This window comes from Arthrobacter sp. RAF14 (genome assembly GCF_052114185.1).
In the GTDB taxonomy this organism is placed as follows: domain Bacteria; phylum Actinomycetota; class Actinomycetes; order Actinomycetales; family Micrococcaceae; genus Arthrobacter_E.
In genome coordinates, this window is record NZ_JBFREG010000006.1 from 180,234 (window position 1) to 193,189 (window position 12,956).

Annotated in this window: 14 protein-coding genes; 12 read left to right on the top strand and 2 right to left on the bottom strand. The window is 68.4% G+C overall.

What is annotated here, in order from left to right:
- Positions 1 to 93 precede the first annotated feature (93 nt).
- From ftsH to AB4Y75_RS13815, 9 genes are all read left to right on the top strand, one after another.
- Positions 94 to 2,121, top strand: a complete 2,028-nt coding sequence (gene ftsH, locus AB4Y75_RS13775; protein WP_441436439.1) for an ATP-dependent zinc metalloprotease FtsH — start codon at positions 94 to 96, stop codon at positions 2,119 to 2,121.
- 22 nt (positions 2,122 to 2,143) lie between these two features.
- Positions 2,144 to 2,767 carry a GTP cyclohydrolase I FolE gene (gene folE / locus AB4Y75_RS13780; RefSeq protein WP_441436440.1) on the top strand — a complete coding sequence of 208 codons (624 nt, stop codon included), beginning with the start codon at positions 2,144 to 2,146 and terminating at the stop codon, positions 2,765 to 2,767.
- Between the two features lie 6 nt (positions 2,768 to 2,773).
- On the top strand, positions 2,774 to 3,679 hold the full coding sequence (gene folP, locus AB4Y75_RS13785; RefSeq protein ID WP_441436441.1) for a dihydropteroate synthase: 906 nt from the start codon (positions 2,774 to 2,776) through the stop codon (positions 3,677 to 3,679).
- 41 nt (positions 3,680 to 3,720) lie between these two features.
- Positions 3,721 to 4,110: a dihydroneopterin aldolase gene (gene folB, locus AB4Y75_RS13790; RefSeq protein ID WP_441436510.1), complete on the top strand. Its 390-nt coding sequence runs from the start codon at positions 3,721 to 3,723 to the stop codon at positions 4,108 to 4,110.
- Complete coding sequence (gene folK / locus AB4Y75_RS13795) at positions 4,107 to 4,601, top strand: 2-amino-4-hydroxy-6-hydroxymethyldihydropteridine diphosphokinase (RefSeq protein WP_441436442.1); 495 nt, start codon at positions 4,107 to 4,109, stop codon at positions 4,599 to 4,601. Before folB ends, folK begins: the two co-directional genes overlap by 4 nt.
- A gap of 11 nt (positions 4,602 to 4,612) precedes the next feature.
- The gene (locus tag AB4Y75_RS13800) at positions 4,613 to 5,098 is read left to right on the top strand and encodes a DUF3180 domain-containing protein (RefSeq protein WP_441436443.1); all 486 of its coding nucleotides are present in this window, start codon (positions 4,613 to 4,615) and stop codon (positions 5,096 to 5,098) included.
- The gene (locus AB4Y75_RS13805) at positions 5,091 to 6,062 is read left to right on the top strand and encodes a Rossmann-like and DUF2520 domain-containing protein (RefSeq protein WP_441436511.1); all 972 of its coding nucleotides are present in this window, start codon (positions 5,091 to 5,093) and stop codon (positions 6,060 to 6,062) included. Before AB4Y75_RS13800 ends, AB4Y75_RS13805 begins: the two co-directional genes overlap by 8 nt.
- A 68-nt stretch (positions 6,063 to 6,130) precedes the next feature.
- On the top strand, positions 6,131 to 7,009 hold the full coding sequence (gene panC / locus AB4Y75_RS13810) for a pantoate--beta-alanine ligase (protein WP_441436444.1): 879 nt from the start codon (positions 6,131 to 6,133) through the stop codon (positions 7,007 to 7,009).
- Between the two features lie 277 nt (positions 7,010 to 7,286).
- The gene (locus AB4Y75_RS13815) at positions 7,287 to 8,786 is read left to right on the top strand and encodes an MDR family MFS transporter (protein ID WP_441436445.1); all 1,500 of its coding nucleotides are present in this window, start codon (positions 7,287 to 7,289) and stop codon (positions 8,784 to 8,786) included.
- A gap of 87 nt (positions 8,787 to 8,873) precedes the next feature.
- On the opposite strand, the gene AB4Y75_RS13820 is transcribed toward AB4Y75_RS13815, so the two are convergent.
- Both AB4Y75_RS13820 and AB4Y75_RS13825 read right to left on the bottom strand, forming a co-directional pair.
- Entirely contained in the window at positions 8,874 to 9,707 is an 834-nt protein-coding gene (locus AB4Y75_RS13820) for an alpha/beta fold hydrolase (protein ID WP_441436446.1), read from the bottom strand.
- A gap of 42 nt (positions 9,708 to 9,749) precedes the next feature.
- Complete coding sequence (locus AB4Y75_RS13825) at positions 9,750 to 10,709, bottom strand: alpha/beta hydrolase (protein WP_441436447.1); 960 nt, start codon at positions 10,707 to 10,709, stop codon at positions 9,750 to 9,752.
- Between the two features lie 109 nt (positions 10,710 to 10,818).
- Between AB4Y75_RS13825 and lysS the strand changes: the two genes are divergently transcribed.
- The 3 genes from lysS (at position 10,819) to AB4Y75_RS13840 (ending at position 12,902) form a co-directional block, all read left to right on the top strand.
- Positions 10,819 to 12,276 (top strand): lysine--tRNA ligase, encoded by a 1,458-nt coding sequence (lysS, locus tag AB4Y75_RS13830; protein ID WP_441436512.1) that lies wholly within the window; start codon positions 10,819 to 10,821, stop codon positions 12,274 to 12,276.
- Between the two features lies 1 nt (position 12,277).
- Positions 12,278 to 12,469 (top strand): hypothetical protein, encoded by a 192-nt coding sequence (locus AB4Y75_RS13835; protein WP_441436448.1) that lies wholly within the window; start codon positions 12,278 to 12,280, stop codon positions 12,467 to 12,469.
- A gap of 109 nt (positions 12,470 to 12,578) precedes the next feature.
- The gene (locus tag AB4Y75_RS13840) at positions 12,579 to 12,902 is read left to right on the top strand and encodes a histone-like nucleoid-structuring protein Lsr2 (RefSeq protein ID WP_441436449.1); all 324 of its coding nucleotides are present in this window, start codon (positions 12,579 to 12,581) and stop codon (positions 12,900 to 12,902) included.
- The last annotated feature ends 54 nt before the right edge of the window (positions 12,903 to 12,956 follow it).

The window sequence follows — 12,956 nt, forward strand, 5'->3', positions numbered from 1 at the left end:
GGAGACGGTGTAAAGCTAGATTCCAGAGAACTGGGTCCAGCGCCGTGCTCGGGCCAAGCATTCGCAGGAGGGATGGGGCACACGCCCCGGTAGATGAAACTCAAAAATATCGCCAAGGGTCCCTGGATCTGGATCGCCGTCGCGGTGGCCATCATGCTCCTCGCCTTCGCCACGTTCGCGCCGGGTGGACCCGCGCAGATCGACACCAACAAGGGTCTGGAGCTGCTGTCCCAGTCGGGCAAGGTGGACCAGGCCAAGATCATCGACGGCGAGAACCGGGTGAACCTCACCCTCAAGGACTCCCTCAGCGTCGACGGCCAGGACAAGGGCAAGGACGTCTACTTCAAGTACGTCGACGCCCGGGCCAAGGACGTCGTCACCGCGGTGAACGACGCCAAGCCGTCCAAGGGCTTCCAGGATCAGCCGGTGGAGAGCAACTGGTTCTCCGGCCTGCTCTCCCTGCTGCTGCCCGTGCTGCTGCTGGTCCTCCTGTTCTGGTTCCTGATGTCCCGCATGCAGGGCGGCGGCTCCAAGGTCATGCAGTTCGGCAAGTCCCGGGCCAAGATGCTCAGCAAGGACATGCCGCAGGTGACCTTCGCGGACGTCGCGGGCGCCGATGAGGCGGTGGAGGAGCTCCACGAGATCAAGGAGTTCCTGCGCGAACCCGGCAAGTTCCAGGCTCTGGGCGCCAAGATCCCCAAGGGCGTGCTGCTGTACGGCCCTCCCGGCACCGGTAAGACCCTGCTGGCCCGCGCCGTCGCCGGCGAGGCCGGGGTGCCCTTCTTCTCGATCTCCGGTTCGGACTTCGTCGAGATGTTCGTCGGTGTGGGCGCGTCCCGTGTCCGCGACCTCTTCGAACAGGCCAAGGCCAACAGCCCGGCCATCATCTTCGTGGACGAGATCGACGCCGTCGGCCGTCACCGCGGCGTCGGCATCGGCGGCGGCAATGACGAGCGCGAACAGACCCTCAACCAGATGCTGGTGGAGATGGACGGCTTCGACGCCAAGACCAACGTCATCATGATCGCGGCCACCAACCGTCCCGACATCCTGGACCCGGCCCTGCTGCGTCCCGGCCGCTTCGACCGCCAGATCCCCGTGGACGCCCCGGACCGCAAGGGCCGTGAGGACATCCTCAAGGTGCACGCCAAGGGCAAGCCGTTGGCGCCCGGCGTCGACCTGAACGCCGTCGCCAAGAAGACCCCGGGCTACACCGGCGCCGACCTGGCCAACGTGCTCAACGAGGCCGCGCTGCTGACGGCCCGCTCCAACGCGGACCTGATCGACGACCGCGCCCTGGACGAGGGTGTGGACCGCGTGATGGGCGGCCCGCAGCGCCGCAGCCGCACGCAGAAGGAACACGACCGCAAGATCACCGCGTACCACGAGGGTGGTCACGCCCTGGTGGCCGCGGCCCTGCACAACGCCCCGCCCGTCACCAAGGTGACCATCCTGCCGCGCGGCCGCGCCGGCGGTTACACCCTGGTGGTCCCGGACGACGATCCGCAGGGCTACACCCGCAACGAGCTCCTGGACCGCATGGCCTGGGCCATGGGCGGCCGCGTGGCCGAGGAGATCGTGTTCCACGACCCGACCACGGGCGCTTCCAACGACATCGAGCAGGCCACCACCACGGCCCGCCGCATGGTCACCGAGCTCGGCATGAGCGAGAAGGTCGGCGCCATCAAGGTGGCCGGTGGCGTCTCCAACGTCATGGGCGCCGGACGTGGCGGTGACGACGGCGGAGTCACGATCTCCAACGAACTCGCCGCACTGGTGGACGAAGAGGTGCGCAGGCTCCTGGACGACGCCCACGACGAGGCGTACTCGGTCCTGACCGAGAACCGCGACATCCTGGACGCCATGGCCCTGGAACTCCTCGAGAAGGAGACCATCAACCAGGCCGACGTCGAGCGCCTCACGGCCGGTGTCCGCAAGCCGGTCCAGCGCCCGATCTGGCTCTCCAAGGAGTCCCGTCCGGTCCAGCACATCGCCCCGGTGCAGTCGAGCCGCGAGAAGGCCCAGCTGGCGGCCCAGCACGTCGAGGCCCCGGCCGAGTCCGGATCCGCCCCGCACGTGGTCGAAGATGACGGACAGCCCGAAGGCCCGCAGGGTCTCTGAGCCGGACGGCTAGGATGCTTAGGTGACTCACTTCGACGACGACGTCCCCAGCACTGCTCCGGACGCCGCCTCCGCGGACGGCCCCATGGACCTGCCGCGCATCGAGGCGGCGGTCCGGGAGATCCTGATCGCCGTGGGGGAGGACCCCGACCGCTCCGGCCTGGCCGACACCCCGGCCCGGGTGGCGCGCGCCTACGCCGAGATGTTCTCCGGCATCCACCAGGACCCGGGCACGGTCCTCCAGACCATGTTCGACCTGGACCACGAAGAGCTGGTGCTGGTCAAGGACATCCCGTTCTACTCGACCTGTGAGCACCACCTGGTCCCGTTCCACGGCGTCGCGCACGTGGGGTACATCCCCTCGCATGACGGCATGGTGACGGGGCTGAGCAAGCTGGCGCGCCTCGTGGACATCATCGCCCGGAGGCCGCAGGTGCAGGAGCGGCTCACCACGCAGATCGTGGAAGCGCTCGTGACCCACCTCAAGCCGCGCGGCGCCATCGCCGTCGTGGAATGCGAACACATGTGCATGTCGATGCGGGGAATCCGCAAGCCCGGCGCCAAGACCGTCACCAGCGCGGTCCGCGGGCAGCTGCACGATCCCGCCACACGAGCGGAAGCCATGAGCCTCATACTCGGAAGGTAATACCCTATGGACTCGCTTGCCGCAGCACCGGGAACCGGCCCGGCCACCAATCCTTTGCCCGTGATCCGGAAAGCCAAAGCAGCAGCCCGATTCGAAGACCTCCCCCAGGACCGCACGCTGGTCATGGGTGTGCTGAATGTGACGCCGGATTCCTTCAGCGACGGGGGAGAGCACAGCACCGCGGACTCCGCGATCGCCCACGGCCTGCGCATGTTCTACGGTGGAGCCGACATCCTGGACGTGGGCGGCGAGTCGACCCGTCCGGGAGCCGAACCCGTGACCCCCGAGGAGGAGCAGCGCCGCGTGCTCCCCGTGGTCGCGACGCTCGTGAAGGCGGGCGCCCTGGTCAGCATCGACACCGTCAACGCCTCCACGGCCGCGGCCGCGCTGGACGTGGGCGCCGCGATCGTCAACGACGTCTCCGGTCAGCGGGTCAGTGACGAGATGATCCAGCTCGTGGCCTCGCGCCGCGTGCCGTACATCCTGACCCACTCCCGGGGCGACTCCCAGACCATGGACTCCCTGGCCGACTACACGGACGTCGTGGCCGAAGTGGTCGCCGAGCTGGAGGAGCTGCGCGCCCGTTTCCGGAGCGCCGGCCACGCGGACGAGCGCCTGATCCTGGACCCCGGCCTCGGTTTCGCCAAGCAGGGCGAGCAGAACTGGGAACTCCTCCGCGGCCTGGCCCGTCTGCGGGAGCTCGGCCACCGCGTCCTGGTGGGCGCGTCCCGCAAGCGCTTCCTGGGTGAGCTGCTCACCTCGGCGGGCAAGGCCGCCGCTCCCGTGGAGCGTGACGCCGCGACGCTCGCCGTGACCGCCCTCTCCGCCGGGCAGGGCGCCTGGGCCGTCCGCGTGCACGACGTCGGCCCGAACCTGGACGCGGTGAAGGTCGCCGCGCGCTGGGCGGCGTGAGCCTCGTGAGCGTGGGGGAGGTGCACGGGCACGTGCGTCCGCTGGACCGGATCGAACTCCGCGGCGTCACCGCCACCGGTTACCACGGGGTCTTCGATTTCGAGCGCCGCGAGGGCCAGCCCTTCGTGGTGGACCTCGTGATGCACCGGGACTTCCGCCGCGCGGCCGAGACCGATGACGTGGCCGACACCGCCCACTACGGACTCGTGGCGGAAGCCGTGACGGCCGTCATCGAAGGACCCCCGGTGAACCTCATCGAGAAGCTGGCGGTCCTGATCGCCCGTGCCGTGCTGGCGGGCTTCGACGTGGAGTCCGTCGAGGTCACCGTGCACAAGCCCAAGGCGCCCATCGAGGTGCCGTTCGGGGACGTCGCCGTCGTGGTGTCCCGTTCCCGTGCCGATTTCCCCGGACTCGAAGGAGGTTCCGCATGAGCCGCACCCGCGCCATCCTGGCCCTCGGAAGCAATCTCGGCGAGCGTCAGGGCACCCTGTCCGCCGCCGTCGCCGATCTGGTGAACCACCCGGCGGTCCACCTGGTGGACATTTCCCCGGTCATCCAGACCAAGGCCGTGGGAGGGCCCGAGGACCAGCCCGATTACCTGAACATGGTCCTGGCCGTCGACACCGAGCTGGAGCCGCTGGACCTCCTGGCACACTGCCAGGCCGTGGAGCAGATGCACCACCGGGTCCGCGAGGTCCACTGGGGCCCGCGCACCCTGGACGTCGACGTGATCGTCTTCGGCGAGGTGCAGAGTGACGATCCCGTGCTGACGCTGCCGCACCCGCGTGCCGCCGAGCGCGCTTTCGTCCTGGTCCCCTGGGCCGCGATGGATCCCGAGGCCACCCTGAACGGCGCCCTCGTCCGCGAACTGGCGGTGGCCGCTGCCGACTATCCCGACGTCGACGAGTACGACGAGTACTGATCATGCGCTTGATGCGACCCGCTCAGCTCGCCGGGCTGGCACTCGCCTTCCTGGTGGTGGGGCTCCTGGTCTCGATGATCGTGCAGCGCTACGGCCTGCCGGTGCCGCTGCTGCCCCTGGCCGCGGTGTTCAGCATGCTCGCGATCGCCCTGCTGACGTTCCTGCTGGGCTGGCGTGTGCACCGCTGGAAGACCGCCAAGGTCAAGAAGCACCTGGATCCGCTTCTGGCCGCCCGGACCCTGATCCTGGCGCAGGCTGGGGCGTACGCGGGGACGGTCCTGTTCGGCTGGCACCTGGGCATCCTGCTGGAGCAGCTGCAGTTCCTCCAGTACTCCAGCGCCGTGGACCACGTGGTCACCGCGGCCGTGATGGCCGGCGGCGGCGTGGTCATGCTGGTGGTGGGACTGATCGTGGAGCGCTTCTGCCGGATCCCCCCGGAGGACGACGGCGGAGCGGACGGCGGGAAGGACAAAGGGACCGAGGGTGAGTATGCCTGAGCCGGTGAGCGGTCCGGCGTTGTCCGGCGCCGGAGGCGGAAGCTCGCGCGCAGGACGCCTGCGCGTCGGTGTGATCGGCGCCGGCAAGGTCGGAGCCGTGCTTGGTGCGGCCCTGCGCTCCGCGGAGCACCTGGTGTCCGGCGTGGCGGCCGTGTCCGAGGCGAGCCTGGAACGGGCCGAGAACCTGCTTCCGGGTGTTCCGGTGCTGGAGCCCGGGGAGATCGTGGCCGGGAGCGACCTGGTGCTGCTGGCCGTCCCGGATGACGTGCTCGGGGAGCTGGTCTCCGGGCTGGCGGCCCTGGGGGCCTGGCGCCCGGGGCAGCTGGTGGCGCACACCTCGGGCCGCTTCGGCGTCGGGGTGCTGGCTCCGGTCCGCGCCGCCGGGGCGATTCCGCTTGCCATCCACCCGGCGATGGCGTTCACGGGGCTCAGCCTCGATCTGGGCCGCCTGCAGGACTGCGTGTTCGGGGTGAGCGCCGACCCGGCCATGCTGCCCATCGCGCAGGCCCTGGTCATCGAGATGGGCGGCGAGCCCGTGGTGATCCCGGAGGAGCAGCGCGTGCTGTATCACGCGGCTCTCGCGCACGGCTCCAACCATCTGGTGACGCTGGCCGCGCAGGCCGCTCAGGTGCTCCGGGAGATCGGTGTGGCGGAGCCGGAACGCCTGCTGGGCCCGCTGCTCCGGGCGTCCCTGGACAACGCGCTCGCCTCCGGGGAGTCGGCGCTCACCGGCCCCGTCTCCCGCGGCGACGCCGGCACGGTGGCCTCCCACCGCGAGGCTCTGACCGGGAGGGACAGGCTCCTTCAGAACTCCACGAGGCCAGACGGGGATCGGCCCGAGGTTCCGGGCGACGATATCCTGGAGTCCTATCTCTCCATGGCCCGTGCCACTCTTCAGCGCGCCGTCCGCCAGGATCGCCTCCGGGCGGATCAGGCCGCGGCGCTCGGTGATGTCCTGGGCTGAGGAGAGCCCGCATCACGTCACGGCCCCGGTTCCCGCCGGGACCGGAGAAGGCTGAAGAAGAGGTCCTCATGAGCATCGAACTGGTCACCACCAAGGCCGCGCTCCGTGCCCGCCTTGCGGAGGCAGCGGCGTCGGGAGTCTCCTCGGCCGGGTTCGTGCCGACCATGGGAGCCCTGCACCGGGGGCACGCCGCGCTGGCCCGCACGGCGGCCCAGGAGAACGACCTCGCCCTGGCCAGCATCTTCGTCAATCCTCTGCAGTTCGGCGAGGCCGTCGACCTGGAACGCTACCCGCGCACCCTCGACGCCGATCTGGCGCTTCTGGAGGAGGCGGGCGTGCGGCTCGTCTTCGCTCCCTCGGTGGAGGAGATGTACCCGCTGGGGGAGCCGGGCGTGCGGGTGACCTCCGGTCCGCTCGGAGGCGCGTGGGAGGGCGCTTCCCGCCCCGGGCATTTCGACGGCGCGCTCACGGTGGTCTCGAAGCTCCTGCACCTGGCGCATGCGCCCGTGCCGGTGAATCGCGCGTACTTCGGTCAGAAGGACGCGCAGCAGCTCGTCCTGGTGCAGCAGATGGTCGCGGATCTCGACTTCGACGTCCGGATCGTGCCGGTGCCGATCGTGCGGGACGCGGATGGGCTGGCGCTGTCCTCCCGGAACCGCTTCCTCTCGCCCGAGCAGCGGGAGTCCGCCCTGGTCCTCTCCCGTGCCCTGCGGCTCCTGGAGGAGCGGGCCGCCGCTCATGAGCCGCTCGACCTCGAATCCGCCGCCGACCTGGTGCGATCCGCCCCCGGCGTGGAACTGGACTACTTCGAGGTGGTCGATCCCCGCACGCTGGAACCCCTCGCGGAAAACTGCAAATTCACTCCGTTCAGGGGTGACGCACTGGCCATCGTTGCGGCTAAACTTGGTTCTGTGCGTCTGATCGATAACACACCGCTTTCTGCCTAGGCGAGACCCAGCTCTCCACTCGGAGTCCTCTGTCAGGGACTTTCTGGAAATGCTCGGAGTGCGCCATGCGGTGTGCCGGCTTCCGTGGCCCGGCTTCGCCGTGCCCTGACCGCCGTTTCCGCTATCCATCCCGCTCGGAAGAGCTCCGGTTTCAGGCCTGTCCTGTCCCGTGTTCCGTCCGGGAAACCACCGTTGCCGGTCCAGCGCCCCGTCGTCCCCGACGCCGGTGGGCCGTCGGCACCATCGCTCCCCTTTGATTCACTCGCAAGGACGTGACATGACCTCCGACATCAAGAACCCCTCCGGCGGGCCGCTCGACGCGCCCGCCGCCTACGATTCGCCGCCCGAGGCCGCCCAGACCGCGCCCGAGGCGGGCGCGCCGGAGAAGCTCTCCCGCGAAGTCGTGGTGATCATCAGCGTGCTCCTGGTCTCCACCTTCACGGTGTTCCTGAACGAGACCATCATGAACGTGGCACTGCCGCGCCTCATGACGGCGCTCGACGTCTCCGAAAGCACCGTCCAGTGGCTCTCCACCGGCTTCATGCTGACCATGGCCGTGGTCATCCCCACCACGGGCTTCATCCTGGAACGGCTGCGCACCCGGCAGGCGTACTTCCTGGCGATGGGACTGTTCACCCTGGGCACCGTGATCGCGGCCGTCGCCCCCGGCTTCGGCGTGCTGCTCCTGGGCCGTGTGGTGCAGGCGACCGGCACGGCCATCATGATGCCGCTGCTCATGACCACCATCCTGACCCTGGTCCCGATGAACAAGCGCGGCATGGTGATGGGCAACATCACCATCGCCATGTCCGTGGCGCCGGCGCTCGGCCCCACCGTCTCCGGGGTGATCCTGGAGCACTTCGAGTGGCGCTTCATGTTCATCTTCGTGCTGCCCGTGGCCATCGTGGCGCTGCTGGTCGGCGCCAAGTACCTGGTGAACGTCGGTGAGCCGGGCCAGCAGCGTCTGGACATGCTCTCGGTCCTGCTGACCATCCCGGCGTTCGGCGGCGTGGTCTACGGTCTCAGCCAGATCGGCGGCGGACATGGCGGCCAGGCGGGTCCCAGCACGGGAGCCATCGTGGCGCTGGCCGTGGGCGCGATCGCCATGGGCCTGTTCGTCTGGCGTCAGCTGGTCCTTCAGCGGGCGGGCGCTCCGCTCCTGGACCTGCGGGCGTTCAACCACCGCATGTTCACGGTCTCCGTGCTGCTCCTGGTGGTGGCGATGGTGGCCCTCTTCGGCACCGTGATCCTGCTTCCGTTGTTCCTGCAGAAGGTGCTGGGTGCGGAGCCGCTGGTGACCGGGCTCGTCATGCTGCCCGGTGGCCTGGCCATGGGCCTGTCCGGCCCGTTCATCGGCAGGATGTACGACAAGATCGGTCCGCGCCCGCTGACGGTCACCGGTTCGGTCCTCATGGTCCTGTGCCTGTGGCAGTTCGCCATGATGAACGCGTCGACGCCGATCTGGTACGTCACGGTCATCCAGACGGTGCTGAACTTCTCTCTGGCGCTGCTCTTCACCCCGGCGTTCACCAATGGCCTGAACCCGCTGCCGCCGCAGCTGTACTCGCACGGATCCGCGATTCTGGGCACGCTCCAGCAGGTGGCGGGCGCGGCAGGAACCGCCCTGCTGGTGGCTCTGTTCGCGGCGGGGACCGCACTGCACGGCGACCTGCTGGACGGCACCCGGATCGCCTTCCTGACGGCGTCCGGCGTGGCGGTGCTCGCCGTCGTGCTGTCCGCCATGATGCGCAGGACGGAAGGCGCCGGTCACCACTGACCTGACCTGACGCGAGAAGCCAGTTGAGCACAGTCCCGATCACCGGGACTGTGCTCAACTGGCTTCTCGCGGTGATGGAGGAGGGCGTCAGCCGGCGAAGAACTCCGCGAGGGGTTCGATCAGCCGGGCCGGGGCGCGGTTCACGCCGTCGTGGCCCAGGCCGGGGATGACGCTGTAGGCCGAGCCGGAGAGGACCTCGTGCAGACGGCCGCAGGCGACCCCGAAGTACGCGGGGCTCTTCTCGCCCACCATGATGAGCGTTTCGAGGGGCAGTTCCAGGAAGGGCTCGGCGGACATGTCCGCGGCGATCATCGCCTTGATCTCGCGGACGCCGTTGGGCAGCTGCTCGCGCATCTCCTTGCCGAACCCCGTGGTGGCGGTCAGTTTGTTGCCGAGGGTCAGCATGTGCAGCGGCATCCGGGACAGGGCGCCGTGCGGTTCCAGCCCGCGCATCACGATCGCCAGGGCCTTCTCGGTGTCGCCGGAGGCCCGGGCGGCCTCGTACTCGCCGATCCACGGGGCCTGCACGCTGCCGTCGATCGAGACGGCCGGGTCGTAGACGGCCAGGTGATCCACCGGGATGCTGCGAGCAGCGTGCAGCACCAGGGCGCCGCCGAAGCTGTGGCCGAAGAGGTCCCGCGTGCCGGTGTGTTCCAGCACCGCCTTCAAATCCTCGACGTCCTGTTCCAGGGAGTAGGAGTCGGTCTGCGGGGTCGACTTGCCCTGACCGCGCCGGTTCAGCACGTGGATGGGCCGCTTGAGCGCCTCCGCCAGGGCCTTGGCGAACTTGGCGTAATCGGCCGCGGTGACCAGCGATCCGATCACCACGACGACGCCAGGAGCCGAGGCGTGATCGTCCACGGCGTAGGTGTTCAGTTCCAGCTCGGCACCGTCAGAGGTGCGCACCGACTCGCGCTTCATGACAAGAGCCTAGCGGAGCAGTCTGGACGAGTCATGAACCCGTCAGGCGGTGACGTCGGCCGTCCCGCGCTGCGACGTTCTCCGCTTTCTTCCGCGGGGCTTCTCCTGCCGGGCGCCGTGCACGTGGAACTCGGCGAGAGCGGTGACCAGCCGCTTGCCGACGGCGGGGACGGAGCCGTGGACGCAGCGCGGCACCTGGCGCAGCGGTCCCGGCACGGACCGGTGCAGGAGGCGCGCCGTCTCCCGGAAGTACTCCGGGCTGCGGGCGCCGTAGAAGATGCAGCATTCCTGGGTGATCCCGGCGAAGTCTTCGGCGTGGGCCTCTTCCTCCAGTGCGGCCTTCAGCTCGCCGACGGAGGACGGCATGAGTTCCGCGAATAGCTTGTTGGCCTTGGTCCGGCCGAGTGCCCCGAACAGCAGCCCGAGGATGGGTTCGGGAGCCCGGGAGAGGGCGGTGCCCGGGAGCATGCCCCGCCGCATGCGCGCCATGGCGCGGGGGACGTCGCCGTCGTTCACCGCCTGGGAGAAGGCGGGCAGCCAGTCCACGGGAGTGCTGCCGTCGATGTTGACCGCCGGGTCGTAGACCGAGAGGCGGGAGACGCCGAGCCCGGATCCGCTGTGCCGCGCGGCGTTGAGCACCACGGCTCCGCCCAGTGAATGGCCCAGCACGTGCTTCGCCCCGGTCTGCCGCAGCACCGCCTCCAGATCCGCGATCTCCAGGTCCATGCCGTACTCGGGCCCCTGCTCGGGGGACTGGCCGTGGCCGCGCCGGTCGTAGACGTGCACGGCCCAGCTCTTGCCCTCGTCCTCGGATTCGAGGGCGGTCACGAAGGCCTGCGCGAAGGGCCGGTAGAGCGCCGCGGTGAGGAACGCCCCGCCGACGACGACGATGCTGCGGTCCGCGTCGGCCTCGCCATAACTGTCCATCGCCAACTCCGCCCCGTCCCCGGCACGGACGATGGACTCGGTGCGGGGAACCTCCAGGACCTTCCGGAACTTCACGACCCCATGCTAGCGTCCGGGTGGGCGCCCTCTGCGTCACGTAAACTAGGGGACTGTGACTGCTGAAAATCCCACTCCCCTTTCCGAGGCCTCCGACGCGAACGAGCAGATGCGGGTTCGCCGGGAAAAGCGCCAGAAGCTGCTCGAGCTCGGCATGGAGGCCTACCCGGTAGGCGTGGAACGCACTCACTCCCTGGGCGAGATCCGCGAGAAGTACGCCCATCTGGTGGCGGACGAGACCACGGGCGACGTCGTGGGCGTCACGGGCCGTGTGGTCTTCGTGCGCAACACCGGCAAGCTCTGCTTCGCCACGCTCCAGGACGGCAACGGCGTCCGCCTTCAGGCCATGCTGAGTCTGGCCGTGGTGGGCGAGGAGGCGCTCTCCCAGTGGAAGGCGCTGGTGGACCTGGGCGACCACGTCTTCATCAAGGGCGAGGTCATCTCCTCCCGACGCGGCGAGCTATCCATCATGGCCGAGTCCTGGCGGATGGCGTCCAAGGCGCTGCGCCCGCTGCCCGTGCTGCACGCCGGGCTCAATGAGGAGACCCGCGTGCGCCAGCGGTACGTGGACCTCCTGGTCCGCGACGAGGCCCGCCAGATGGTCTACACCCGCGCCTCCGTCACGCGGTCCATCCGCGAGACGCTCAACCGCCACGGTTACGTGGAGGTGGAGACCCCGATTCTCAACCTGGTCCACGGTGGCGCCGCGGCCCGCCCGTTCGAGACCCACCTCAACGCCTTCGACCAGAAGATGACCCTGCGCATCGCCACGGAGCTCTATTTGAAGCGAGCGGTGGTGGGCGGCATCGAACGCGTCTATGACATGGGACGCGTCTTCCGGAATGAGGGTGTCGATTCCACGCACAGCCCGGAATTCACCACGCTCGAATGCTATGAGGCCTGGGCGGATCAATTCGTCATGGCCGAACGGATGAAAGAGATCATCCTGGATGCGGCGGACGCAATTGGCGCCGGCCGGGTGATCCAGACCGAAGCCGGGGAAATCGACCTCGGTGGCGAATGGGCCTGGCTCGGTGTCTACCCGGGTCTCTCAAACGCCGTGGGTCAGGAAATCACCCCGGACACCACCGCGGAGGAACTGCGCGCCGTGGCGGAAAAGCACGGTGTGAAGATCGATCCCGCCTGGGGCGCCGAGAAACTCGTGGTGGAGCTTTTCGGCGAGATCGTGGAGCCCACTCTGCTGAATCCGACGTTCGTCTACGATTACCCGCCGTCGGCTCAGCCGCTGGCCCGCCCGCATCGTGAGGACGGCCGCCTCATCGAGGCCTGGGATCTCATCATCGGCGGCATGGAACGCGGCACGGCATTCTCTGAACTGATCGATCCCGTGATTCAGCGTGAGCGCCTCACCGAACAGTCGCGGATGGCGGCGGCCGGGGATGACGAGGCCATGCAGCTCGATGAGGACTTCCTCCGTGCGCTCGAATACGGCGCCCCGCCCATGGGTGGCATCGGGCTCGGTGTGGACCGGCTCGTGATGCTCTTCACGGGCGCCGGAATCCGGGAAACCATTCTCTTCCCCCTCCTCAAGCCAGAAGTGAACTGATATGGAATACATCGCCGTTCTTCTCCCGTCCCTCGTGGTGGGCCTGCTGTTCTGGTTCGCCATCCGCGCCTTGCTGAATGCGGACCGTTCGGAGCGCGAAGCCCTGGCCAAGGCGGAAGAAGAGTGGGACGCCGCCGCAAAGAATAACAACGGCGAATCCACTGCGACATCGAATAATTCGAGTGCTGACTAATTCGGATTATTGACTCATTGAAATGATTCGGACATACTCTAGTGCGGGGGCGCAGCCAATACGGGTCGTATGACCTGCTTTAACCACCACACGATGGGAGCCATAGTTCATGGCACAGCGAGTCAAAATCATTCTTGTCGACGATGTCGACGGCGGCGTTGCCGATGAAACCATCCGCTTCGGACTGGATGGGAACAACTATGAAATTGATCTCTCCGCTGAAAATGCTCAGAAGTTCCGGGGCGCTTTTGAGGAATACATCACAGTCGCCCGCCGGGTGACCAGCACCACTCGCGCCCCGAAGCGCGCTGCGGCGAAGGGCCAGGACACCGCCCAGATCCGCAAGTGGGCTCAGGAGAACGGTTACAAGGTCAGCTCCCGTGGCCGCGTGCACGCCGACATCATCGAGGCGTACCACAAGGCGAACAGCTGATCATCGGGAAATCCGCGGCCCGCTCATCCCGGCGAGAGCTCGCGGCATGACGCC

What these genes read in the sequence shown, in the direction of transcription:
- panC (WP_441436444.1), top strand. Translation starts at nt 6,131, where the DNA reads ATGAGCATCGAACTGGTCACCACCAAGGCCGCGCTCCGTGCCCGCCTT.
- AB4Y75_RS13835 (WP_441436448.1), top strand. Translation starts at nt 12,278, where the DNA reads ATGGAATACATCGCCGTTCTTCTCCCGTCCCTCGTGGTGGGCCTGCTG.
- AB4Y75_RS13840 (WP_441436449.1), top strand. Translation starts at nt 12,579, where the DNA reads ATGGCACAGCGAGTCAAAATCATTCTTGTCGACGATGTCGACGGCGGC.
- folK (WP_441436442.1), top strand. Translation starts at nt 4,107, where the DNA reads ATGAGCCGCACCCGCGCCATCCTGGCCCTCGGAAGCAATCTCGGCGAG.
- AB4Y75_RS13815 (WP_441436445.1), top strand. Translation starts at nt 7,287, where the DNA reads ATGACCTCCGACATCAAGAACCCCTCCGGCGGGCCGCTCGACGCGCCC.
- AB4Y75_RS13805 (WP_441436511.1), top strand. Translation starts at nt 5,091, where the DNA reads ATGCCTGAGCCGGTGAGCGGTCCGGCGTTGTCCGGCGCCGGAGGCGGA.
- lysS (WP_441436512.1), top strand. Translation starts at nt 10,819, where the DNA reads ATGCGGGTTCGCCGGGAAAAGCGCCAGAAGCTGCTCGAGCTCGGCATG.
- AB4Y75_RS13800 (WP_441436443.1), top strand. Translation starts at nt 4,613, where the DNA reads ATGCGACCCGCTCAGCTCGCCGGGCTGGCACTCGCCTTCCTGGTGGTG.
- AB4Y75_RS13820 (WP_441436446.1), bottom strand. Translation starts at nt 9,707, where the DNA reads ATGAAGCGCGAGTCGGTGCGCACCTCTGACGGTGCCGAGCTGGAACTG.
- ftsH (WP_441436439.1), top strand. Translation starts at nt 94, where the DNA reads ATGAAACTCAAAAATATCGCCAAGGGTCCCTGGATCTGGATCGCCGTC.
- folP (WP_441436441.1), top strand. Translation starts at nt 2,774, where the DNA reads ATGGACTCGCTTGCCGCAGCACCGGGAACCGGCCCGGCCACCAATCCT.